At 32.6% G+C, this 24166-nt stretch carries 26 protein-coding genes; 13 read left to right on the top strand and 13 right to left on the bottom strand.

The window, feature by feature from the left end; translation table 11 throughout:
• Position 1: 1 nt before the first annotated feature.
• Positions 2-1063: an NAD(P)H-dependent flavin oxidoreductase gene (locus tag H277_RS0101150; RefSeq protein WP_019973726.1), complete on the bottom strand. Its 1062-nt coding sequence runs from the start codon at positions 1061-1063 to the stop codon at positions 2-4.
• A 7-nt stretch (positions 1064-1070) separates the two neighbouring features.
• Complete coding sequence (locus H277_RS0101145) at positions 1071-1367, bottom strand: DUF3861 domain-containing protein (RefSeq protein ID WP_019973725.1); 297 nt, start codon at positions 1365-1367, stop codon at positions 1071-1073.
• A gap of 227 nt (positions 1368-1594) precedes the next feature.
• Between H277_RS0101145 and H277_RS0101140 the strand changes: the two genes are divergently transcribed.
• On the top strand, positions 1595-2044 hold the full coding sequence (locus H277_RS0101140; RefSeq protein ID WP_019973724.1) for a hypothetical protein: 450 nt from the start codon (positions 1595-1597) through the stop codon (positions 2042-2044).
• Here H277_RS0101140 and H277_RS0101135 read toward each other — a convergent pair.
• Together H277_RS0101135 and H277_RS0101130 are read right to left on the bottom strand one after the other, a co-directional pair.
• Positions 2041-2511: a hypothetical protein gene (locus tag H277_RS0101135; RefSeq protein WP_019973723.1), complete on the bottom strand. Its 471-nt coding sequence runs from the start codon at positions 2509-2511 to the stop codon at positions 2041-2043. The two genes, H277_RS0101140 and H277_RS0101135, sit on opposite strands and share 4 nt — an antisense overlap.
• Positions 2512-3072: a hypothetical protein gene (locus H277_RS0101130; protein ID WP_026357334.1), complete on the bottom strand. Its 561-nt coding sequence runs from the start codon at positions 3070-3072 to the stop codon at positions 2512-2514. It abuts the gene before it with no gap.
• Between the two features lie 243 nt (positions 3073-3315).
• Between H277_RS0101130 and H277_RS0101125 the strand changes: the two genes are divergently transcribed.
• Positions 3316-3834: a YfiT family bacillithiol transferase gene (locus H277_RS0101125; protein WP_244874861.1), complete on the top strand. Its 519-nt coding sequence runs from the start codon at positions 3316-3318 to the stop codon at positions 3832-3834.
• Positions 3835-3865: 31 nt separating this feature from the next.
• Positions 3866-4195: a hypothetical protein gene (locus tag H277_RS0101120; RefSeq protein WP_146810291.1), complete on the top strand. Its 330-nt coding sequence runs from the start codon at positions 3866-3868 to the stop codon at positions 4193-4195.
• 92 nt (positions 4196-4287) lie between these two features.
• On the opposite strand, the gene H277_RS0101115 is transcribed toward H277_RS0101120, so the two are convergent.
• Entirely contained in the window at positions 4288-4509 is a 222-nt protein-coding gene (locus H277_RS0101115; protein ID WP_026357333.1) for a heavy-metal-associated domain-containing protein, read from the bottom strand.
• Positions 4510-4655: 146 nt separating this feature from the next.
• On the opposite strand from H277_RS0101115, the gene H277_RS0101110 reads away from it, so the two are divergent.
• Positions 4656-5981, top strand: coding sequence for a solute carrier family 23 protein (locus H277_RS0101110; RefSeq protein ID WP_019973717.1), 1326 nt, complete (start codon positions 4656-4658; stop codon positions 5979-5981).
• A gap of 53 nt (positions 5982-6034) precedes the next feature.
• Here the strand turns inward: H277_RS0101110 and H277_RS0101105 are convergent, their stop codons facing one another.
• A complete protein-coding gene (locus tag H277_RS0101105; RefSeq protein WP_019973716.1) occupies positions 6035-7084 on the bottom strand; it encodes a 2Fe-2S iron-sulfur cluster-binding protein in 1050 nt (349 codons plus the stop codon).
• A 100-nt stretch (positions 7085-7184) separates the two neighbouring features.
• Here H277_RS0101105 and H277_RS0101100 point away from each other — a divergent pair, with 100 nt between their 5' ends.
• On the top strand, positions 7185-7550 hold the full coding sequence (locus H277_RS0101100; RefSeq protein WP_019973715.1) for a methylglyoxal synthase: 366 nt from the start codon (positions 7185-7187) through the stop codon (positions 7548-7550).
• Positions 7551-7742: 192 nt separating this feature from the next.
• On the opposite strand, the gene H277_RS0101095 is transcribed toward H277_RS0101100, so the two are convergent.
• From H277_RS0101095 to H277_RS19550, 5 genes are all read right to left on the bottom strand, one after another.
• A complete protein-coding gene (locus tag H277_RS0101095; RefSeq protein ID WP_019973714.1) occupies positions 7743-9149 on the bottom strand; it encodes an efflux transporter outer membrane subunit in 1407 nt (468 codons plus the stop codon).
• A gap of 2 nt (positions 9150-9151) precedes the next feature.
• Complete coding sequence (locus H277_RS0101090; RefSeq protein WP_019973713.1) at positions 9152-12307, bottom strand: efflux RND transporter permease subunit; 3156 nt, start codon at positions 12305-12307, stop codon at positions 9152-9154.
• Positions 12308-12320: 13 nt separating this feature from the next.
• Positions 12321-13559, bottom strand: a complete 1239-nt coding sequence (locus tag H277_RS0101085; RefSeq protein WP_019973712.1) for an efflux RND transporter periplasmic adaptor subunit — start codon at positions 13557-13559, stop codon at positions 12321-12323.
• A gap of 7 nt (positions 13560-13566) precedes the next feature.
• Positions 13567-14061, bottom strand: a complete 495-nt coding sequence (locus tag H277_RS0101080; RefSeq protein ID WP_019973711.1) for a GbsR/MarR family transcriptional regulator — start codon at positions 14059-14061, stop codon at positions 13567-13569.
• 217 nt (positions 14062-14278) lie between these two features.
• Entirely contained in the window at positions 14279-14839 is a 561-nt protein-coding gene (locus tag H277_RS19550) for a hypothetical protein (RefSeq protein WP_019973710.1), read from the bottom strand.
• Positions 14840-14947: 108 nt separating this feature from the next.
• Here H277_RS19550 and H277_RS0101070 point away from each other — a divergent pair, with 108 nt between their 5' ends.
• Both H277_RS0101070 and H277_RS0101065 read left to right on the top strand, forming a co-directional pair.
• Positions 14948-15553, top strand: coding sequence for a hypothetical protein (locus H277_RS0101070; protein ID WP_019973709.1), 606 nt, complete (start codon positions 14948-14950; stop codon positions 15551-15553).
• Positions 15554-15622: 69 nt separating this feature from the next.
• Positions 15623-16069: a KTSC domain-containing protein gene (locus H277_RS0101065; protein WP_019973708.1), complete on the top strand. Its 447-nt coding sequence runs from the start codon at positions 15623-15625 to the stop codon at positions 16067-16069.
• Positions 16070-16139: 70 nt separating this feature from the next.
• Here H277_RS0101065 and H277_RS0101060 read toward each other — a convergent pair whose 3' ends face one another.
• Positions 16140-17114 carry a deoxyhypusine synthase family protein gene (locus tag H277_RS0101060; protein WP_019973707.1) on the bottom strand — a complete coding sequence of 325 codons (975 nt, stop codon included), beginning with the start codon at positions 17112-17114 and terminating at the stop codon, positions 16140-16142.
• A 31-nt stretch (positions 17115-17145) separates the two neighbouring features.
• The gene (locus H277_RS0101055) at positions 17146-18528 is read right to left on the bottom strand and encodes a type III PLP-dependent enzyme domain-containing protein (protein ID WP_019973706.1); all 1383 of its coding nucleotides are present in this window, start codon (positions 18526-18528) and stop codon (positions 17146-17148) included.
• A 387-nt stretch (positions 18529-18915) separates the two neighbouring features.
• On the opposite strand from H277_RS0101055, the gene H277_RS0101050 reads away from it, so the two are divergent.
• The 6 genes from H277_RS0101050 (at position 18916) to lepB (ending at position 24152) form a co-directional block, all read left to right on the top strand.
• Positions 18916-19461, top strand: coding sequence for a hypothetical protein (locus H277_RS0101050; RefSeq protein WP_019973705.1), 546 nt, complete (start codon positions 18916-18918; stop codon positions 19459-19461).
• Between the two features lie 153 nt (positions 19462-19614).
• Complete coding sequence (locus tag H277_RS0101045; protein ID WP_019973704.1) at positions 19615-20388, top strand: ParA family protein; 774 nt, start codon at positions 19615-19617, stop codon at positions 20386-20388.
• Positions 20389-20393: 5 nt separating this feature from the next.
• On the top strand, positions 20394-21281 hold the full coding sequence (locus H277_RS0101040; RefSeq protein WP_019973703.1) for a ParB/RepB/Spo0J family partition protein: 888 nt from the start codon (positions 20394-20396) through the stop codon (positions 21279-21281).
• A complete protein-coding gene (locus H277_RS0101035; protein WP_019973702.1) occupies positions 21271-21849 on the top strand; it encodes a DUF5683 domain-containing protein in 579 nt (192 codons plus the stop codon). The genes H277_RS0101040 and H277_RS0101035 overlap by 11 nt, the downstream gene beginning before the upstream one ends.
• A gap of 9 nt (positions 21850-21858) precedes the next feature.
• Positions 21859-22563 carry a 4-hydroxy-tetrahydrodipicolinate reductase gene (gene dapB / locus H277_RS0101030; protein ID WP_019973701.1) on the top strand — a complete coding sequence of 235 codons (705 nt, stop codon included), beginning with the start codon at positions 21859-21861 and terminating at the stop codon, positions 22561-22563.
• A gap of 26 nt (positions 22564-22589) precedes the next feature.
• On the top strand, positions 22590-24152 hold the full coding sequence (lepB, locus tag H277_RS0101025; RefSeq protein ID WP_019973700.1) for a signal peptidase I: 1563 nt from the start codon (positions 22590-22592) through the stop codon (positions 24150-24152).
• Positions 24153-24166: the final 14 nt, after the last annotated feature.

Below are 24166 nucleotides of genomic sequence, written 5' to 3'. Positions count from 1 at the left end.
GCTACAATTTTTCTACTGAATGAATTAAGTTTTGAAGAAGATTTGTAGTTGAATCTTCTTCAAAATGATGATAGGACTGCCCTAACCATAAATTAGTAAATTCAGCATTCTCTTTCATCTTCGATGCTTTTCTCAAGAAATTGGTCAATTTATTCTGGTATGGATATGGCAGAATAAAATCAGTATTTTCGATTAAATCAATAAATTCATTTCGAATTCCTCTTGCGTATCGTCCTGAAAAACTTTTTGTCAGAGTAATTTCATCTTCCCTGACATTCTCCAATCTGTCTTTTTCAAATCGTCTCAAAGCACTTTCTTGTGAACACAACAACAAACTCCCCACTTGAAACCCATCTGCACCTAGTGTTCTGGCTGCTAAAAGAGTTTGTGCATTGTAAATACCTCCGGCATAAATAAGTGGCGTTTTGACCACATCTCTGACATGAGGCAATAATGAAAAACCTCCAATTTGTGGTAATTCATTGGGATCAAAAGTTCCTCGGTGTCCTCCTGCCTCTATTCCTTGTACGCAAATGACATCAATCCCTGCTTTTTCAAGTTGAATCGCTTCTTCCACAGTTGTACAAGTTCCGACTAAACAAACACTATTTTCCTTTAATTTTTCAATAGAATCTTTATCTAAAATACCAAATATAAAGCTCAATATCCTACATTTTTCCTGTATTATCAGGTCAATCTTCTCTTTATACGCTTTCGGTTTCACCGTTTCAATCTCAGGAAAATCAACTTCAAAGTTTTGATTAAAAGCGATTTCTTTAAGATGCTTTCTTACTTTATTATACTTTTGTTTTAATTCCAAAGTAATTTCGGGAACATCATTCACAAAAATATTAACCGCAAAGGGTTTATCAGTAATCTTTTTAGTTTCATGAATTTTTTTCAACGCATCTTCAGCATCTAAATCAGCAATCGGCAAAGAGCCTAAACAACCAATACGACTCGCTCCAGCAACCATTTGTGGTGTTGTAACACCAAACATCGGTGCTTGAATCACTGGATATTTCACTCCAAATAAATCTGTTAAGTCATTTTGCCAAGTCATCTTCTTCTTATTTTAAAGATCCTTTCAATTTAGGCATAAATGTTTTTATCGCCGGAATTAATTCCTCAAATAATGGATGTTCTTTGTTTTTCATCACAACTTCCAAAAATAATTTTAAACCTAAGGCAAATTCAACTGACTGGTTTTCATCATCGAATGGATTTTTAGATTTTATCATTTCAATAATTTTAAAAATCTCGTCATGATTCATAAATTCTAAAACAATCGGGGTTTGTAATGGCGCTTTTTCATCTAATAATTTCGTTTGCTCCAATGTAATTTTGTAATGATTTCCTTTCTTCATCGTAGTTCATATTTTTTCAAAAGTAGAAGAATCAAATGATCAAAAACCTAAATTCCAATTCGATTAATCGATTGAATAAATCAATAATATTGATATAAATGGAGGATAAGTATGTAAATTATATCACTTTGTTTGAAGGAAGATTATTTAACAATTTCCTAAAGTTTGACCGTTGGTTTTTTGAATAATTTGTCTTAATTTAATTCTTATTTAACACAACTAACCTTATGAAATTACAAAAAGGAGTTACCGGATTTGATGCAACACCAAGTTATACAATAGATGATTTAAAAGAAATTTTGAACGGAATAAAATCCCCCTATTCGAAAAATGAAGCCGTTTTAAAACCAAATGATTCATCTAATTTTTACCAAATAAAAATTAAACAGGACAAAACAAAACAAGAGTTTTTCTTACTTGTAAACTCAACCTATTTGATATTTGCTTGCGTTGAAAAAAACAGGTGTTTTGATCTTAATTTTATTGAATTTCCTATCGATTTGATTACCCAATTAAAAGCTCAGGTCAACTCAAGTCTAATTCTTCTAAACCCAAAAGAATTAAACAAAAGAATGGATGCTCCAGATTTAGAATTGTTAGGCGAAACAGAATTAAAACAGATTAAATATTGGAAGAGTAAAGTATTGGGCGAGATTATTTTTAACTGTTTTGATTAAACTTTTTGTTTAATTATTTTTTTACGCTTTCTTTTCTTGAAGATAATTCTTATTAACCGATATCCATATGTAATTTTCTTATTTTTAGTAATAATCGGAAATGCCATTGTACACATCAAAGCAATGCATGCTGTTGTTCCTAATGCTCCTCCGTAGCCATTAAAAATTTTGCTTGTATAATGCAATAAAACGGCAAATAAAATTGGCGAAAATACCAATGAAAAATAACTAATATTTATCGTGGATGAAACCATGCCGATGAATGTTCCTCCAATGACATAAAGTGGAATATTTTTCGTGTAAAATTCAGGCAAAATCGTAGGAAAGAAATGGAAAAACCCTCCTACAAATAAAGCGATCAATGCCGAAGCTCGAACAGGACCTTGTCTAAATCTAATATTCAGTTCATACGTTGTGAGTGAAGCAACGATTGAACACATCATCAAAATAAGAAATTCAATTATCATTTAACCTATAAATAATTTAAACAACAACATACTCAATAGAACACCGATAAAAGCCAAGGTTCCTAATTTCCCTCCGACTCCTACAAATAAAGATTTTGTTGCAAAAAATAACAAAGCAGTAAAAACACCTGCTGTGATAATCATCCAGTATACATATTGAAAGTTAAGCGATGTCATTCCAATGAAAGCACCGCAATAGATAGGACCAGCTACTTGCTTTAAATATTCAGAACGAGGATTTAATTTCGTAAGAAATGAACCTAATGTACCTATTATTCCAGCCGAAAAAACACCTCCTAATCCCAGCTTATTATTAATCAAATACGTAATAATCGCTGCAACCGGAATCCATAAAACAAGCGTTTTTCGATCAAAAGAAAATTCATGGTGATGCAATGGAAATTTTCGGTAAACAAGTAATAATAAGAAACAAATCGCAACCACTATATATGGAACAAGATAATGCTCTATCCGTTCATTTATTATTGCAAATAAAAACAAAAATTGAATGACGAAGATAACCAGTATTGTAATAAATTTTATGACGCGTTTGCTTTGCACTTTTTCATTTAAAACTGCAAAGTTAATGACTCATTCTAAAAAAATACAATATTTTTTATTAATAATGCACCATCCTATTTTTTTATTCTTACAATAAAAGGATTTTAGTTACTTTTAACTGATGCATCGACTAAGTTTAAAAGCGATTCATACTACAAAGAAACAATTGATGAAATTAATCAACTTGAGAAATCAATTCAAAAAGAATTAAATCGTATAAATTAATGCAAAATGAAAAATATAATGGAAAATTTAAAATATCCAATAGGCCGATTTAAATTACCTCTTTCTTTTAACAAAGAGATCATCAACAATTGTATCCAAACAATTCAGGATTTCCCTGAACAAGTTAAAAATGAAGTTTTCAACTTATCAGAAACGGCATTAGAAAAACAATATCGTCCCGAAGGCTGGACAATTAGACAAGTTATTCATCATTGTGCAGATAGTCACATGAATAGTTTTATTCGCTTCAAATTAGCTTTAACAGAGGAAATTCCAACCATAAAACCTTACGAAGAAAGCCGTTGGGCTGAATTAGAAGATTCAAAAAAATTAGATATTACAATTTCTATCCATTTATTGCAGGCACTCCATCAACGATGGGTTGTGTTATTAAGTTCTTTGACCGATGCTGATTGGGAGAAACAATTTTGTCACCCTGAAACGAATCAATTCATTGACTTAAAAACAAATTTAGCGATGTATGATTGGCATTGCCGTCATCATTTAGCACATATTATCAATGCCAAAAAAAGTTAAACTATCTTTGTTCAAATATTCTTTTCAATATATGAAATACATCAATTATATACTTCTTGTTTTTTCTGCAATAATTAGTATTTTTTTATTTGTCGTGAGTGCAAAACAAATTGAAGTTGTTCCAAACAAAAATGCAAGTTACAAAAGTGAACAAATTATGATAATTGAAAAATCGAAGAATATACAGCAAATAAAAGGCATTGCTGAAAACTCTATCGAAAAAGAGAATATGCTTTACAATCAACTATCCGAGTTTGCTGCTCAAATCAATACATGGGTCATCTTATTATTTGTTTTACAATTGATCATGGGAATTCTTTTTTTTTTACAATTTCAAAAAAACAAAAAGAACCTTCAGTAAGTATTAAAAAATCCCAATTCAATACAAGATTGATTTGGGATCGATTGACTCAAATTATCACAAAAATAAGTCATACTACCTAAAAAAATATTTTACTCTTTTATCAATTCAGCTTCAAAGCCAACCTCTTCGACTGTATCAATAATTTCTTCGTCTGTTGCTTGAGTTATTATGACAGACAAAACTTTATCTTCATTTTCTGTATCAACTTCCCAAGATGCTACACCTTCTAATTCGTCTAAAAAAGGTTTTACTTTGCTGACACAGCCGCTACAATTTATATTTGTTTTGAATTTTAATTCTTTTGTTTCCATATTCTTTAATTTTGTCTTACAAATTTCAAAAGAAATCATTCAAAACTATTTACATGATTAGCTGAAATACTTATATCATTTCTCTACTTATTAAACGTTTTCACCTACTTTTGCATTCAAACAAATAAATTACAATTTCTTTTAAGATGAGTCAACATCATGACCAAAAAATTGTCTTAGCTATTGATCAAAAGCCAAAACTTGGACAAGGTATACTTTTGAGTATTCAACATCTGTTTGCTATGTTTGGTGCAACTGTTTTGGTTCCTGCTTTAACAGGAATGTCACCAGCAATCGCATTAATTTCGAGCGGAATCGGAACACTCGTTTTTATTTTAATTACGAAAGGAAAAGTGCCTTCATATCTTGGTTCCTCTTTTGCATTTATTAATCCTATTATTGCAATGAAAGCTTTAGAGGCTAATCCGGAAAGCGGAATTGCTATAGGAAGTTTCTTAGTCGGCAGTTTTTTAGTCGGTGTTACGTATTCATTGGTCGCTTTATTTATTGCAAAAGCAGGTACAAAATGGTTAATGGAACTATTACCACCTATTGTTGTAGGTCCTGTCATTATGGTTATTGGATTAGGTCTCGCATCTACAGCAATAAAAATGGTGACGAATAATCCGTCAGGAGAATATGACCTCACTTATGTAACAATTGGTTTTATCACCCTGATTATCACAATTGTAACAGCTATTTTTAGTAAAGGTTTTTTAAGTGTTATTCCTGTTTTAGTCGGTATTATAGGGGGGTATCTATTTTCTATCGCAATGGGAGTTGTTGACTTAGCTCCTGTTCTACAAGCAAAATGGTTTATGATTCCTGATTTTACTGTTCCTTTCATTCATTATACACCAACATTATCATGGTATGTTATTTTCTTAATGATTCCTGTCGCAATTGTTCCAATAGCTGAACATATAGGTCATCAATTGGTTTTAAGTAAAGTTGTCAACAAAGATTTGATTGATGATCCCGGATTGGACCGATCAATGTTAGGTGATGGTGTTGCCACAATGATTGCGGCTTGTTTAGGTGGTCCTCCAAACACAACATACGGTGAAAATATTGGTGTTCTGGCAATCACAAGAGCGTTTAGTATTTATGTTTTTATCGGAGCGGCTTGTTTTGCCATATTATTTGGATTTTGTGGAAAGATTTCGGCTTTATTAAGTACAATTCCAACACCTGTTATGGGTGGTGTTTCGATTTTATTATTTGGAATAATTGCATCAAGTGGTTTGAGAATGTTAATCGAAAATAACGTTGATTTTAAAATTAAACGCAATCTTATTATTTCTTCCGTTATTCTTATCATAGGAATCGGAGGTGCTGCCATTCATATTGGAGATTTATTTTCATTAGAAGGAATGGCTTTAGCTTCAATAATTGGAGTCGCTTTAAATCTTATTCTCCCGGGAAGGGAATCTATTTCGTTTAAAGAAATGTTTAATGAAGAGAATAAATAACATCTAAAAAAAGGCGAGCACTGCTCGCCTTTTTTAATGTAAATATAAGTTGATTAAATTTCGTCAAAATCAATTGATAATGTAGCAGATTTAGGGCGAGAAATACAGGCCAACGTCATTCCTTCTTCATAATCAGAATCTGTCAACACATAATTATCTCCAATGTGCACCTCTCCTTCTGTTACTTTACACATACAAGAAGAACAAACTCCTCCTTTGCACGAATAAGGCGCATCAATACCAGCATCCAACATGGTATCAATCAAATTTTTTCCTCTGTCCCAAGTCACTTCAGAAGTTTCTCCGTCTAATGTCACTGTAACTTGAACGGTTTGTGGTCCTTCATCATGTTTTGTGAAGATATCTTCCGTCTTAATAGAAGGATTGAACATTTCGAAATGAATATGTTTCTCTATAATTCCAGCTTCGTTTATTTTCTTCGCTAAAGTTAAAATCATCTCCTCAGGACCGCAAATCATTGCTTCGTCAACTTCATTGATATCAATAATTTGATTTAAAATCAAATCGAATTTCTTTTCATCAATTCGTCCATTATAAATGAAATTCTCCTGATCCTGTCTTGTATAGAAATGATGAATAAAAACATTATTGGGATATTTTTGTTTCAATTCAGTTAAACGCTCTTTGAACATAATCGAGTTTTCATCTCTATTTACATAAAAAATATGAAAATTAACCCACTCTTCTGTCTGCAATGTAAATTCTAACATACTCATAATCGGCGTAATTCCGCTACCAGCTGTAAAAGCTAATAAAGTACGTTTTTCGTTTGGTTTTGTAGGAATTGTAAAACGTCCGCTAGGAGTTGAAACTTCAAGCTGATCCCCAACTTTCAATTCATTGAAAAGATAATTTGAGACTTTACCGTTTGGTTGAGCTTTAACACCTATACTCCATTTTTTGTCATGAGGAGAAACACATAAAGAGTAATCTCTTCGTTCTCCATTTATATTCAGCGTGATATATTGTCCAGGTAAAAAATCGTACTGATCTTGTAAATCTTCTGGTACGTCAAATGTAATTTGAACAGCATCAGCTGTCAATTTTACAATTTCTTTTACCGTTAATAAATTAAATTTCATAGTCGTTCTACTATTTATAATTCTTAAAACAAATCGATATTTAAGATTGTTCTATTAAATTTGTACAAAAGTAAGATTTTAGATTAAATAGAAAAAATATATGGAAATAGCATTGATTGCTCATGACGGTAAAAAAGCCGAAATGGTTAACTTTTTAATGAAACATAAAGAAGCTTTAAACAAAAATAATATCACATTTATCGCAACAGGAACAACCGGGAAGTACGCTGAACAAACAGGATTAAAAGTTACCCGTTATCTGTCTGGTCCTCTTGGTGGTGACGCGCAAATTGCGGCTCGTGTAGTGGAAGGTAAAACTGATATGGTTTTCTTTTTTAGAGATCCTATGGGAAAACATCCTCACGAACCGGATGTAAATATGTTATTGAGACTGTGTGATGTACACAATATTCCTTTAGCAACAAATCCGGCTACAGCCGAAATGTTATTGGATCATTTGAAGTAAGTTTTCTTAAGTAAACCTATGTTTATTTTAGATATGCGGATTTTAATTTGATTCATATTGAAGAAAAATTTTAACTGAGTATAAATAAGACGGATGAGAATAACGAGATAGTCCATTATTTATAATGATAATGAATCTAATAAAAAAACCACTCAAATTGAGTGGTTTTTTTATTAGATCAGATAAATAAGCTTATTGCCATCCTCCTCCGACCGCGCGATATAGCTCGACCATAGAAGATAACGAAGACAACTTAGCATCAACTACATTCAGTTCAGCATTCAAGCCATTATCTCTTGCTGTAATTACTTCCAAATAATTTGCCATACCGTAGTTTAACAATTCTTCAGAATATGTAATTGCCTGATTATATAATTGATATTCTTTTTGTTTGTATTCTGCCTTTTTAGTTGCAGCATCGTATGTATACAAGGCGTCAGAAACCTCTTTACTCGCATTCAAGATTTTACTTTTATAATTAATCAACGCATTTTCCTGATTTGCCAAAGCAACTTCTTTTTGCGTACGCAATTTACGCTGTTGTAACAAAGGCTGAGTTAAACCACCGATAACATTAGCAAACAAAGACTGTGCACTGAATAATTTATCAATGTCAATTCCTTGTACACCTCCTGTAGCAGAAATCGTTAAAGACGGATAGAAACTTGCATTTGCAATATTTACATTTTCAAATGCATTCACCAATCCATATTCAGCTGCTTTGATATCAGGACGATTCTCTAACAATTGGGCCGGTACACCTACTGATAATTTTTGGTTTACAGCCTGAGAAGCAAGATTGGTACGATGAATCGACTGAGGATTTGTTCCCAACAAAACACTCATGACATTTTCGTTCAATTTGATGCCATTTTCAACATCAACCAATAATGATTTCACATTGAACAACTGAGCTTCAGTCTGATTAACAGCAACTTCCGTAACACTACCCGCTTCTTTTAAAGCCTTCGTAGTTTCTAAACTTTGTTCGCGATTAATTAGAGTTTTATCTAAAATTCTTTTTTGCTCATCTAACGCTAATAAATTGTAATAAGCATTCGCGATAGAAGCTACAATTTGAGTTTTAACCGCTTTATGAGCCTCTACAGTTTGTAAATAAGTTGCAGCAGAAGCACGTTGATTACTTCTGATCTTCCCCCAAATATCTGCTTCCCAACTTAAATTACCAGAAACTTCATATTGACTTTGACCTCTTTTTTGAATTAATGCACCAAATTGTGTATTAAGTGAATTTTCTGTAAATGTATATTTTGGACCGACAGATAATGTTGGTAAATACCCTGCTTTTCCTTGTTTTGCATACGCTTCAGCAACTGCAATATTTTGCAGTGCCGAACGTATGTCTAAATTATTTTGTAAACCTTGATTAATCAAAGCTTGTAATTGTGTATCTGTAAAGATTTGTTTCCAAGAAACAGTTGCTACATTCGCACTATCTTTAGCAATAACATCAGTTCTGAAGTTTGCTTCATTAACAACAGCTTCAGGACGTTTATAGTCTTTTGCTACGAAACAAGATTGAACAGCAAACAATCCAGCTGCGATTAAAGTAATATTAAAAATTCTGTACTTTTTCATTTTTAGATTGAATTATGATGTTCAATTTCTTCTTGTGGACGATCAAACTTAATTGGTTTGATTTTCTCTTGAATTGTTTGGAAAATAACAAACAATACCGGAATCACAAATACTCCTAATACCGTACCGATTAATAATCCAAATGCTGCACCTGTACCCACAGAACGGTTACCTGCAGAAGAAACTCCTGTTGCAAATACCAATGGCATTAAACCTAAAATAAAGGCAAAAGATGTCATTAAAATTGGACGTAAACGGGCTTTTGCCCCATCTATAGCCGATTGTACAATACTCATTCCATGTCCACGTCTTTGTAAAGCAAACTCTACAATCAAAATCGCGTTTTTAGCTAATAAACCAACCAACATGATTAAGGCGATTTGGAAATAAATATTATTTTCTAAGCCAGCAAGCCATTGAGATAAATATGCTCCCATAATACCACATGGTACAGATAATAATACAGCTAATGGTAATACATAAGATTCGTACTGTGCAGATAAGATGAAATACACGAATACAATACATAATGCAAAAATTAATACTGTTTGAGAACCAGAACTTACCTCTTCACGAGTTAAACCTGTAAAATCTGTTCCATAACTAGGAGATAATGTTTGCTCATTAACTTGGTTAATAGCGTTAATTGCATCACCTGTTGAATATCCCGGTTTTACTGCTCCACTAATATTTGTATTGGTAAATAAGTTGAAACGGTTTACAGAGTTAGGACCATATACTCTTTTTAAAGAAACAAATTGAGATACAGGCGTCATTGCTCCATCTGCAGTTTTAACAAACATTTTGTTTAAACTCATTTCATTGATACGATCTTCTGGTAATGCTTGAATATATACACGGTATTGTTTACCAAAACGTGTAAAATCTGCTGCATATAACCCTCCAATATATCCTTGTAATGTAGAGAATATTGAACTTACAGAAACTCCTGATTGTTTAGCTCTTTCAATATTAACATCAATTTCGTATTGAGCGTAATTTGTATTTAAAGAAGACTGAGCATATAAAATTTCTGGTCGTTGCATTAATGCTCCGATGTATTCGTTAGCGAATTTATTAAAGTCATTAATATTCCCTCCTGTTTTATCCATTAACTTCAACTCAAAACCAGACGACATTCCGAATCCAGGAATTGCAGGTGGTTGGAAGAAAATCATTTGGGCATCAGGAATTTGAGCAGCTGCACCGAATAATTTACCAATAATAGTTGTTACCTGTAAATCTTCTGTTGTACGTTCTTCGAAAGGTTTTAATTTTACGAACATCATACCATAGTTAGAACCAGCACCATTGATGATAGAGTTACCAGAAATAATAGTCGCTTTATCAACTCCAGGTATATCTTTTATTTTTTGCTGAAATTGTTTTTCAACTTCATAAACACGGTCCATAGAAGCACCTGCAGGTAATTCGATATTACCAATAATAAATCCGTTATCCTCTGTAGGAACAAATCCAGATGGCATCATTTTTCCGATTCCATAAATACCAAAAGCAGAAGCTATGATAATTAAGAATGAAACCCATTTATGTTTAAATAAGAATTTAAATGAATGACCATATTTATGTGTCATTGTATTAAACGCTGCATTGAATGCATCAAAGAAACGCTGTACAAAGTTACGTTTTTGCTCTCCCTCTTGATGTGGTTTTAAAAATAACGCACATAAAGCTGGTGATAAAGTCAAGGCGTTTAAGGCAGAAATTAAAATCGAAACGATTAATGTAATACCAAACTGCTTGTAGAAAACTCCCGTTGGCCCAGATATAAATGTTACAGGAACAAACACAGCACACATTACCAATGTAATAGAGATGATGGCTCCGGATATTTCGTCCATGGCATTTTTAGTAGCATCCAATGGTGTTTCATGATGAGATTCCATTCTGGCATGAACGGCTTCCACCACAACGATGGCATCATCCACCACAATACCAATGGCGAGAACTAAGGCAAACAACGTTAACAAGTTTAATGAGAAACCTGCTAAATTTAAGAAGAAGAATGTTCCAATAATAGAAACAGGTACTGCAATTAAAGGTACCAATGTAGAGCGAAAATCTTGTAAGAAGATATACACTACAATAAATACTAATATAAATGCTTCAATCATTGTATGCACTACTTTCTCAATAGATGCGTCCAAGAATGTATTTGTATCCATTAAGATTGTATACGTAATCCCCTCTGGAAATTGTTTTGAAGCTTTTTCAAGCTCTACTCTTAAATTGTTGATGATATCCTGTGCATTAGATCCCGGTGTTTGGTAAACAGCAAATACAGCCGAAGGATTACCATTCATCTCTGAAGTACTTGAATATGTTTGAGCACCGAATTCAACATCAGCAACATCTTTTAATCTTAAAACTTGACCATTACCTAATGATTTTATAACAATGTTGCGGTACTGATCTTCTGTTTTATATCGCCCTGAATAAGTAATTGTATACTCAAAAGATTTACCCGCATTCTGACCTAAAGCACCAGCAGCAGCCTCTAAAGACTCCTGTGCTAAAGCTGTAGAAACATCAGAAGGTACCAATCCGTAACTAGCCATACGAGATGGATTTAACCATATACGCATAGAATATGTCATCGCACCAAAAACTGTAGCATCACCTACTCCACTTACCCTTTTTAAAGCTGGTATAACATTGATATTCAAATAATTCTGAATATAAGTTTGATCATACTTTGGGTTCGTAGAACTTACTGATGTAAACATCAATGCAGATGTTTGTTGCTTTTGCGTAACAACTCCAGAACGTGTAACCTCTGAAGGTAATAACGGTGTAGCACGAGCTACACGGTTCTGTACGTTTACCTGAGCAATATCTCCGTCAACACCAGGTTTAAAAACAACCGTTGTTGTTGCAGAACCATTGTTAGATGCTGTTGATTGAATGTAATCCATTCCTTCAACACCATTTACTTGTTCCTCTATAGGAATAACGACAGACTCCATTACTGTTTTAGCATTTGCTCCAGGGTATGAAGCAGTTATCTGAACAGTTGCGGGAGCAATGTCCGGATACTGAGTAACTGGAATGATAATCAATCCCAATACACCCAATATCAATATAATAATAGAAATTACCGTTGATAGAACGGGTCTTTCAATAAAGTTTTTTAACATACAATTGCGTTTTTTAGAAAACTGGTTTTGTAGATTCTACGATTTGATCAAAATTTGAAGGTGTAGGTTTTATAGGTGTTTTATCTCTTAATTTTCCAACACCTTGTGCTACTACTTTATCTCCTTTCTTAACGCCTTCTTTTACAACAACAATGTTACCTGTATTATCCACAACAGTAATTGGTGTTGCAATCGCAGAATCATTTTTAACTTTGTAAACATAAGTCATTCCTTGTTGTTCAAATGTAGCGGCAGCAGGAACAACCAATGCATCAACATATGTTTTTGGAACACGAATACGTCCAGAGTTTCCATTAGCTAAAAGTTTAGCTGCATTGTTAAATGTTACACGGAAATCTATTGTTCCAGTAGTTGGGTTAATTTGCCCTGTAACTGTTTGGATTTTTCCTTTCTCTGGATAAATATCTCCATTCGCTAAAACCAATTCTACTGGTGGAATTTTATTTAATTTATCTTTTAAAGTAGCTCCTTCAGATTTTGAAATAAAGTTTAAATACTCTTTTTCATTCATTGAAAAATATGCATAAACCTTAGCTGTATTAGAAACTACGGTAATAGCTGTTTGGTCTGTTGGACCAACCAAGGTACCTTGACGAGAATTAATAGAACCAACAACACCACTAACAGGTGCTCTTACAACAGAATAGTCTACATTCGCTTGTGCTCCTTTGTAATTCGCTTGTGCTTGTGTTACACCAGATTTTGCTTGAGCTAAGGCAGCTACCGCTTGGTTATGTCCTGCTTGCGCCTGAGCCAAATTAGCTTTTGCCGTTTCTAATTGTACATTACTAATAATATTCTTTTGAACCAATGGAGTTAGTTTATTCACTTCAACCTGAGCAGCATTTACAGCAGCTTGGGCAGCACTTACATTTGCCTGAGCTGCTTTCACACTCGCTTGGGCAGCACCAACTCCTGATCTTAAAGCATCAGCATTTTGAGTTAATACATTTGTTTCCAATTTGAACAAAGGTTGTCCGGCTTGTACATATTGTCCTTCATCTACATAAACTTCTGTAATGTAACCTTGTATTTTAGCACGAACCTCATTATTCACAATACCTTCAATATTTGTAGGGTATTCATCATAACTAGTCACAACTTTTGTAGGCACATCAACTACCGGATAGGGTGTTGGACCTTGTGCTTGTTGAGCAGCATTGTCTTTCTTTCCACAAGAACTCAATGCCATTGCTAAAGCACCAACCATTATAACGTTAACGTTTTTCATATTACTTTTACTTATTTTCTAGTTGAATTTTATTAATTTTTTGGATAGTTTCATCTAATAATTCTTTGGTTTGATTGAGGTGATCTAAATAAATATCTATTACTCTATTCTTTTCATTTTTAGAAAGTGTATTATTAGCTGTCTTATGCTCTTTTATACGATTTGTAAAAACAATATCCTGTGAAATCATTTCGAATAAAAAATCCAATTTCTCTGTCAGGTAATTAAAATTTAATCTAAAGTATCTTTTACGAGAATTAATTTTATTGATGTATTCGATATGCTTCATTGACAATAGATAGTTAATCGAATTTGATAAAGAACTTTTACTGACATTAAAGACCTCCAAAAGCTCTTCGAATGTAAATCCTTCTTCATTAGATTCCAAAACCATATATGCTTGTAGTTTAGCTGTTAAAGGAGGAAACTTATATGTTTTCTCCAAAAATGCACTAAAACTGCAAAAAAGATCCATATTACAAGCATTGTTTTCTGTATTCATAATGTGTTTAATCTAAAAACTTTGCAAATATAGAATAGTTAGTTCTGTTTACACAGAACTAACTATTCTTTTTTCAAATATTTAACAATAAATTAAATTAATAGTTTGTTAACTCTTTGGATTTAGCATCAACAAAAAACAGACCAATTTACTTAAAATAAACGCTTTAAATCATTCTTAATGAAAATTTTTCACAACAAAAAATACTCTCTTTTATTCATCCAATACGAAAACTAATAGGTGTATCTTTTAAAAAACTGTTAATTTGGACAATGTCAGTTTCGTAATCATATTTTAAATCTTCGTGAAATTTCTCAAAAAGGGAGCTAATCAGTTTTAACCTTCCTAACTGATACTTGTATAGTTTTTCTGCATTATCCCCTATTGTATATTTATTAAACAGATAGGAATAACGAGTAAAAGATTCTTGTAAGATATATTTTCTCAACTCGAATTCTGACACTTTATCTTTTGTTATTTGGACGTGATAATTAACAATTCCGCTTAACGTCTTAAGCGTCAAAAGCAATTGTCGGTGGCTGCGACTTATATTAATCTGATTGATTAAGTGATGTGACTTTTTATATTGTAAATCAATCTTTTCATAGATTATATTTACTCGATTTACTAAATCCTTTTCATCTTCTAACAATTGAAAATGCAAATGCTCTACCAACGCTTCATCCTTATTTACAAGACGTAAAAGAAGCTTATCTTTTTCTTTAGACGGCAAATCTAAAATAGCAATTTTCAATTCGGGAACGTCCTTCAGATTCATATATTTTTTATTTGTTGTTGCTTCTCTAAAATTACAATTATTCTATAAATTAACAATCAACACACGATATTCAATAATATTAATATATTTGTTTGCAAACCGTATACCTTGAATAAAACCCTTAAATATTATTTCGGAACAACCATTCTGTTTATTCTCTTGGAAATCATCTTGAATCAATTCAACTTGCATTTCAGAGGAATCAATACCTACAGAATTCTTGCGTGGCTATGGATTTTCACCACCATACTCTTTATTATTGTCTATTGGAAAAAGAAATTAATCAAAATCTACACTATTATTTTAGTGGCTTTAATCGGTTTAAGTATCTTACCGATGGCACTTCCTTTTTTTGCAATAATTAGTTTTCTAATCGGAAGTAATTCCCTGCAACATCTTAAAATTGATGATGATTATAGAATTGAACTAAACAAACAAATTCTTTCAAAAGAGCGTGTGTACATTTATAGAACCACTCCAAAAATGGTGATTTTAGAAAAATCAGAAAATTTATGTCGACCTGATTACTTAGAAGTTTTAAGTAAAGTTTTAGATATAAGCGAAGAAAACGACAATTTATATACATTGAAAAATTCACCTATACAACAAGCAGAATTAGTCGCTGTAAATAGAGATAGTATTGGAATTGAATATCAAATTCTTAATAAAAAGAAGATTGTTTACCACCAGCTAAATGAACGTTATGGGCATTAAAAATCAATTCGTTCTTTTTTCATGATGAATAATCCTTACTTTTGCAAATCGAAAATAAGGATCGAAATTATGAAAAACGTTGTAGAGCACAGAAAATTACTTGGAGTTGACAAAACCGCGACTTTAAAAGAGTTAAAAACAATTTACAGAAATACGATGAAAGATGCGCATCCTGATAAATTTGTGAATAATGAAGCAGGAAAATTGGAAGCAGAGGAAAAAAGTAAATTGGTAATCGAAGCGTATCATTTTTTAGTGAGTATTAACCCCGAAACACACGAAAAAAATAAGGTTGAATATACTGAAACCACAACAAAATCTAACATCCATGATTTTTATATGGATGAACACGTTTTGAAAATTGAGCATTTGGATGGAAATCATTACGAGTATTTCGGAATACCAAAAAACACGTACATCAAAATGGTTAACTCCGACTCTCCTAGCCGTTTTGCAAGAAGACACATTTATGGCAAATTTACACATAGAAAAGCTGGTGAAGCAATGAAAGCTTAATACCTACATATAAAACAAAAAACCACTTCAAATGAAGTGGTTTTTTTTATGTTTTTTGAAATTATTCCAACTAGTTTCCTAAAATATAGTTGAAAACCAATGGCGCCACGATTGTCGCATCAGATTCAATAATAAATGAAGGTGTATCAACATCTAATTTACCCCACGTAATCTTTTCATTCGGAACAGCTCCGGAATAAGAACCGTAAGATGTTGTAGAATCAGAGATTTGACAGAAATATGCCCAGAAAGGAACATCAGTCCATTCTAAATCCTGGTACATCATTGGCACAACACAAATTGGGAAATCTCCAGAAATACCACCTGCAATTTGGAAGAAACCTACACCTTTGCCAGCTGAATTTGCACGGTACCATTCTGTTAAGTAAATCATATACTCAATTCCAGATTTTACTGTAGAAGCTTTTAAATTACCTTTGATAACGTTAGACGCAAAAATGTTTCCTGTTGTTGAATCTTCCCAACCCGGACAAACGATAGGTAAATTTTTCTCAGCTGCAGCTACAATCCAAGAATCTTTCGGATCAATTTCATAGTATTGCTCTAAAACTCCTGAATTCACAACTTGATACAAGAACTCGTGTGGTAAATAACGCTCACCTTTCTCTTCAGCTGCATGCCAAACATCTTCTAAATGTTGTTGTAAACGACGAAACGCTTCTTCTTCCGGAATACAAGTATCTGTTACTCTATTGTAATGATTGTCTAACAATTCGCGTTCTTGCTCCGGTGTTAAATCTCTCCAGTTTGGAATTCTTTTATAATGAGAATGCGCAACTAAGTTCATCACATCCTCTTCCAGATTTGCACCTGTACAAGAAATAACATGTACTTTATCCTGACGAATCATCTCTGCTAACGAAACTCCTAATTCAGCAGTAGACATTGCCCCACCTAAAGAAATTAACATTTTGCCTCCTTCTAATAGGTGCTTTTCATATCCTTTTGCAGCATCAACTAATGCTGCTGCATTAAAGTGTCTGTAATTATGCTCTATAAACTGACTGATTGGTCCTTTGCTCATTTTATTTATTTTTTATTTATTTAAAATTCAATTATTTATACCCTAATGTATTTAACACATCCTGATGGGTTTGTTCTTCAGAATATACCTTTGCCGTATAATTCTCGTCGATCAAAATATATTTAGGCTGAGGAATTAAACAATGGTTAATTCCGCCAAATCCACTGATATTATCCTGGTAGGCTCCTGTATTAAAGAAACCGATGTACAATGGTTTTGCCTGATCGTATTTCGGAAGATAAATCGCATTTACATGTTGTTCAGAGTTATAATAATCATCCGAATCACATGTTAAACCTCCTAACAATACACGTTCGTATTTATCATACCAACGGTTAACTGGTAACATGACAAATCGTTTCGAAATTGCCCAGGCATCAGGTAAAGTCGTCATAAAAGAAGAATCAATCATGTCCCAATACTCCTTATCATTTTGTTTCTTTTGATATAGAATTTTGTAGATTACTCCTCCACTTTCTCCTACTGTATACGAACCGAATTCTGTAAAAATATTTGGAACAGGAATACCTTCTTCATCACAAATCATTTTTATTTGCAACAAAATTTCCTTTGCCATATATTCGTAATCGTATTCAAAATTCAATGAATTTTTAATTGGGAATCCTCCTCCTATATTCAAACTATCTAACTCAGGACAAACTTTCTTAAGGTTCACATAAACTCTCAAACATTTTGTCAACTCGTTCCAATAATAAGAATTATCTTTAATTCCTGTGTTGATGAAGAAATGAAGCATTTTCAATTTAATGCGTTCATTTGGTTTTACCATAGTTTGATAAAACGGTACAATATCCTTGTAACCAATTCCCAAACGAGACGTATAAAATTCAAATTTAGGTTCTTCTTCAGAAGCGATACGAATTCCAATTTCAAAATCACCTTCAATTGCTTCTGAAAACAAATCGACTTCCTCGTAATTATCTATTACTGTGATTGTTTTACGGTGTCCGTTATTGACCAAACGAGCAATATTTTCTACATATTCTTCTCGTTTAAATCCATTACAAACAACATATTTATCATCTGTAATTAATCCTTCTTCTATCAGACTTTCTACAATATTAATATCAAATGCAGAAGATGTCTCGATGTGAATGTCATTTTTCAATGCTTCGCCTAAAATGTGACGAAAGTGAGAACTTTTTGTACAATAACAATAATTGTACGTTCCTTCATAGTTTAATTCTTCACGCGCTTTCTCAAACCAGCCTTTTGCTTTTTGGATATTTTGCGAAATTTTTGGTAAATAAGTAAATTTTAATGGCGTTCCGTGCTCTTCGACCAATGCTTTTAAGTCGATTCCGTTAAATTTTAAGTACTCTCCGTCTAATTCAAATTCATCTTGAGGAAAGTCAAATGACTGCGTGATTAAATCTATGTATTTAGTTTTCATTATGCTTTATAAATGTTACGTGTGTTTAATAATTCTAAAAATTTTTGGTGTCAAAAATTAGGGTATTACAAACGTATCGCATAATAGACATTGCGTAGCAACAAAGGGAAAGAATAATTCTTATACTCGTTTCTGTTCATTAAAAGTAATGCGTTGAGACTTTTTCTATTTTCAACGCTTTCGAATAAAAGGTTAAAACTCATCAACTTTTTTTATTAAAAAAATTATAAAAATGCTTCTCGCAAATATAAGTTTTTTAATTCTGTTAAAAAGATAAAATTATACTAATTTTTATCAAGAAATATTTTAAAATCTGTCATCTATTTAGTCATTGTCTTAGAAAATAATGACAATTAGTTTTACTATATTTCAGAAAAATATGATCCATTGAACGAAATACAAATTGAAAGTATAAACCATCAAAATGTAAAAATTGAAGATTTTAAAACAACATTTGTCGTTTTAAATGTAGAGAATAACAGCTATCGATTGAATTACATAGAGAAAAAAGAAGTTTTCCTAAAACAAAAGGATGATGGCATTTTAAAATATTATTCCGAGCATCCATTATTGATTAATCATAATGAAAGTACTCTCGAAGTTTATATAAATTCAAGTCCTGCTGATATAAGCACTTTTATATATGAAATTGAGCACGCAATCAATTTTATAATTAAAGGTTGGAGAAGTTGGAAAGAGTATATTGAAATAAATTCTGGTATTCATCTTGAAACATTTAAACAAAATATTAAAGACGGGAATGGAAAACTGTTAAATGCTCCTATTTCTATTGTCGAAAGTATTGAAAAAATCTGTATAAAACATCAAGTTAAAATTAAAGTTTTTGGCGAAAGAAGATACGCTAGGCATAAATTAATTATTATAAATAATCAGTTTATGATAGCCAAAGACTTTCAATTACACCCAAAATAAAAATTTTGTTGGCAAAGCTTTCAACTTATAGTTTTTATTGTATCTATTTTATTAAATCTTTTAATCATTCAACAATTGTTCAAAAATTTATTTTTTCTTTAAGGTTTAACAAGGTTAAATATTGTATTTTTGAAATCGTTTTGAACGTAAATTATGGGTAAAATTATTGCTATTGCCAACCAAAAAGGTGGTGTAGGAAAAACGACAACATCGTTAAACCTAGCCGCTTCATTAGGTGTTTTAGAAAAGAGAGTTTTATTAATTGACGCAGATCCGCAAGCAAATGCAACATCTGGTTTAGGTTTTGATTTGGATGAAATTGAAGCTGGAACGTATGAAGTTTTGGAGAATGAAGTACTTGCGAGCAAAGCTATTTTACAATCAGAATCGCCAAACCTAGACTTAATGCCCGCTCATTTGGATTTAGTTGCTGCCGAAATTGAAATTGTAGATTACGACAACCGCGAGTATATGTTAAAAAATGCATTGTCGGAAATCAAAGATCAATATGATTATATTATTATAGATTGTGCGCCTTCTCTAGGATTGATTACTTTAAATGCTCTTACAGCGGCAGATTCTGTGATTATTCCTATTCAGTGCGAATATTTTGCATTAGAAGGTTTAGGAAAATTATTAAATACTATAAAAGGAATTCAACAACATCACAACAAAGAACTGGATATTGAAGGTTTATTGTTAACGATGTACGATTCGCGTCTACGCCTTTCTAATCAGGTTTTAGATGAGGTGAATAATCATTTTCCGCAAATGGTTTTTAAAACGATTATCACACGAAATGTACGTTTGTCTGAAGCACCAAGTTTTGGTGAAACAATTATTCAGTACGATGCAGCAAGTAAAGGTGCAGAAAATTACTTAAATTTAGCGCGTGAATTTTTAATTAACAACAACGATACAGTTTAAATAAAATGGCAAAGCCAAATAAAAATAATCGCTTAGGACGTGGATTATCTGCTCTATTAAAAGACGAGCCAACTGTAAAAACGGCACAAGATGAAGGTGCGAAGAAATTGGTTGGAAATATCTTAGAAATAGATTTAGAAAAAATAACCGCAAATCCCTGGCAACCACGAACGAATTTCGATAAAAAAGCTTTAGAGGAATTGGTATCGTCAATACAAACATTAGGCGTTATTCAACCCATCACAATTCGGAAAAAACCAACTGGTGAATATGAATTGATTTCGGGTGAAAGACGTTTTCGTGCTTCTCAATTAGCGGGTAAAAAAACAATTCCGGCTTATGTTCGATTAGCAAACGATCAGGAAATGCTGGAAATGGCATTGGTCGAAAATATTCAGCGTCAAGACTTAGATGCAATTGAAATTGCACTTTCTTACCAACAATTAATTGATGAGATCAAGTTAACACAAGAAGAATTAAGTAAACGCGTTGGAAAAGACAGGACATCCATTACAAATTATCTCCGTTTATTGAAACTAGATCCTATCATCCAAACGGGAATTCGTGACGGAATGATTTCAATGGGACACGGGCGTGCGTTAATGGCGATTGATGATTCAGATTTACAATTTGATATTTACGAAAAAATTGTCAAAAACAATTTATCTGTTCGGGATACAGAACGATTAATCAAATCAATAAAAGAAGGTAAACCGGAGAAAAAATCTACTGAGCTCCCTTCTCAGTATAAAGAAGCATTAAGTTCTATTTCAAATTCATTAAAAACGAAAGTTGAGATAAAACGTGCAAATAATGGAAAAGGTAAAATTATTTTAAATTTTACTTCTGATGATGAATTTGAACGATTAAGAAAATTCTTAAATGAAGATTAAATTATTTTTACTGGGGTTGATCGTTTCTTCAACTTTTTCTTTTGGTCAGGTTCAAATAGATTCTTTAGTTGTTGTAGAGAACAAAGTCATTGCCAAAGACACCATAGGTATGAGTAAAGAAGTTTTGATGGAAAAAAGTCCAATCAGAGCATCTTTGTATTCAGCTATTCTACCAGGTGCAGGACAACTGTACAACAAAAAATGGTGGAAAGCACCGGTAGCTCTTGGTTTAGTCGGAACAGGTACCGGTTTTACAATTTATTATAATAATTTGTACAAAAAATACCGAAAAGCTTACATTGAAGTCAGAGAAGGTACACAAAACGAATTTTCTGAAATTCTATCTCCGGATCAATTGGCTGTGATTCAAGATGATTACAAACGTAAACGTGATTATAGTATTGCTTTGACCGCTTTAGCGTATTTATTAAACATTGTTGATGCAACTGTAGATGCACATTTATTTACAGTTCGTAATGATACTGAAATGTCATTCAAGCCCACTATTATTCAAGACGAAATGACATTAGAGCCGGTTTTAGGATTGGCATTTAACTTAAAATTTTAGAACATAAAAATGAAAATTGCATTAATAGGATACGGTAAAATGGGAAAAACCATTGAAGAAATTTTAGTTCAACGTGGACACGAAGTTGTGCTTAAAATATCTCGTACTCCTCTTCCGGAAGAATTAACAGAAGTTGAAGTTGCAATCGAATTTTCGAGACCGGAATACGCTTATGACAACCTTAAAGTATTACTTGAAAATAAAGTAGCAACAATCTGTGGTACAACTGGATGGCTAGATAAACAAAATGAAGTAAATCAACTCGCAATTGCGAATCATACTGCTTTCTTATACGCATCAAATTTTAGTCTGGGGGTTAATTTATTTTTTGAATTAAATTCTATCTTAGCTCGAATGATGAATAAATACCGCAATGAATATCAAATAAATTTGGAAGAAATTCATCATACGCAAAAACTTGACGCTCCATCAGGAACAGCCATTACAATTGCGGAAGGAATTATTGATAATTCTACGTATAATTCTTGGTCGATGGAAGAAAAAGCCAGTGATGTTATTCCTGTAGAAGCAAAAAGAATTGAAGATGTTCCCGGAACACATATTGTACAATACACTTCTGAAGTGGATACCATCGAAATTTCACATATCGCCCATTCTCGTAAAGGATTTGCTTTAGGTGCTGTTATCGCAGCTGAATGGATTTGGAATAAACATGGTGTTTTCACAATGAAAGATGTACTTGAACTGAACTAAATTAAAATACTAAATATCAAAAACTTATGCATGTACTAATTTACTGGTTAATTGGTTTTATAATTGCTAATTTAATCTTTGGAGCTGCAACTTGGAAATTATATAAAAATGCCGGAAAGCAAGCTATTCAAGCTTATGTTCCTTTTCTAAATATCTGGAAAGGTTTAGAAATTATTCACCGCCCGAAATGGTGGATTATATTATTCTATTTGCCAATTGTCGGACCTATTTTTTGGTTAGTATTCTTCGTCGATTTAGGGGATTCTTACGGAAAAATTGAAACGAAAGACAAAGTCATTATGGTTTTGACTTTAGGTTTATATATTTTTGCGGTTAACTATTCAGATCATCCAAAATATTTAGGTCCGGAGAAACGTAAACCGACCTTCGTATCTTCCTTAATCTTCGCATTAGTTCTAGCAACATTGGTTCATAACTGGTTTATTCAACCAATGATTGTTCCTACAGGGTCAATGGAAAATACCATTAAAATTGGTGATGCGTTGTTTGTAGAAAAAGTAAGTCATGGAGCACGTGTTCCAATGACTCCTATTGGAATTCCTTTTTCTGAATTCATTTACCGCGATGGTTTCATTGATAAAGCACGATTACCTTACATGCGTATTCCTGGTTGGAGAGAGTTAAAATCAAACGATATCGTTGTCTTCAACTATCCTACAGATTCTATTTACACGGCAATTGATCGGAAAGATGCTTACGTAAAACGTCTGGTTGGCTTACCGGGAGAAACCGTGCAAATTCGCAATGGTGTTTTATATGTAAACGATAAAAAATTCATTCCAAAGAAAGATGCGCAAGTTCAGCACTCTTACATGGTTGTTGTAAAAACACCTTTCAGTGATAAGTTGTTGTATGATAATTTTGGAATAATTAGTACAGATTATCAAGCTGCAAAACAAGCTGACGGAACGTTTATCTATCAATTTGCAGCCCTGACTGATGCTCATGTTACAGCAATGAAATCAAATACAAATGTCGTTTCGGTAGAACCAATTTTACAACCAATAGGTGAAAAAACAGAACATATTGTAAATGGTAAAATTGATAGTACAAATACCATTTTCCCTGTAAACAAAAACTGGAATACAGATCAATACGGACCGTTATACATTCCGAAAAAAGGTGATGTTGTCGATATTACAAAGGAAACATTGCCACAATTTATCAATATCATTCGTAAATACGAACACAACAATTTACGTGTCGATTCTGCAAATGGGAAGTTTGATGTATTTATCAATGACCAACAAACAAATAAATACGAAATTAAACAAAACTATTACTTCATGATGGGAGACAATAGAAACCAATCGTTAGATGCGCGTTTCTTTGGATATGTTGGAGAAGATCATATCATTGGTCGTCCAATTATGATTTGGGCAAACATGAACGGAATGTTTGAACCTGCTGCGCCTAAGAAATTTATTTGGAATCGTTTCTTTACTTCAATCAATAATGATAACCCGGACAAAACTTCGTACGGAATTTATGTTTTAATTGCGTTAATTGGTTGGATTGGATATGATGTTGTAAAAGCTCGTAAAGAGAAAAAGAAGAACAAATATTAGTCAAAAGAGCGGTT

It is taken from the genome of Empedobacter brevis NBRC 14943 = ATCC 43319 (genome assembly GCF_000382425.1).
Classification (GTDB): Bacteria; Bacteroidota; Bacteroidia; order Flavobacteriales; family Weeksellaceae; genus Empedobacter; species Empedobacter brevis.
Note: the sequence above shows the minus strand (reverse complement) of the source record. Positions and strands in the feature narration are given on the sequence as shown.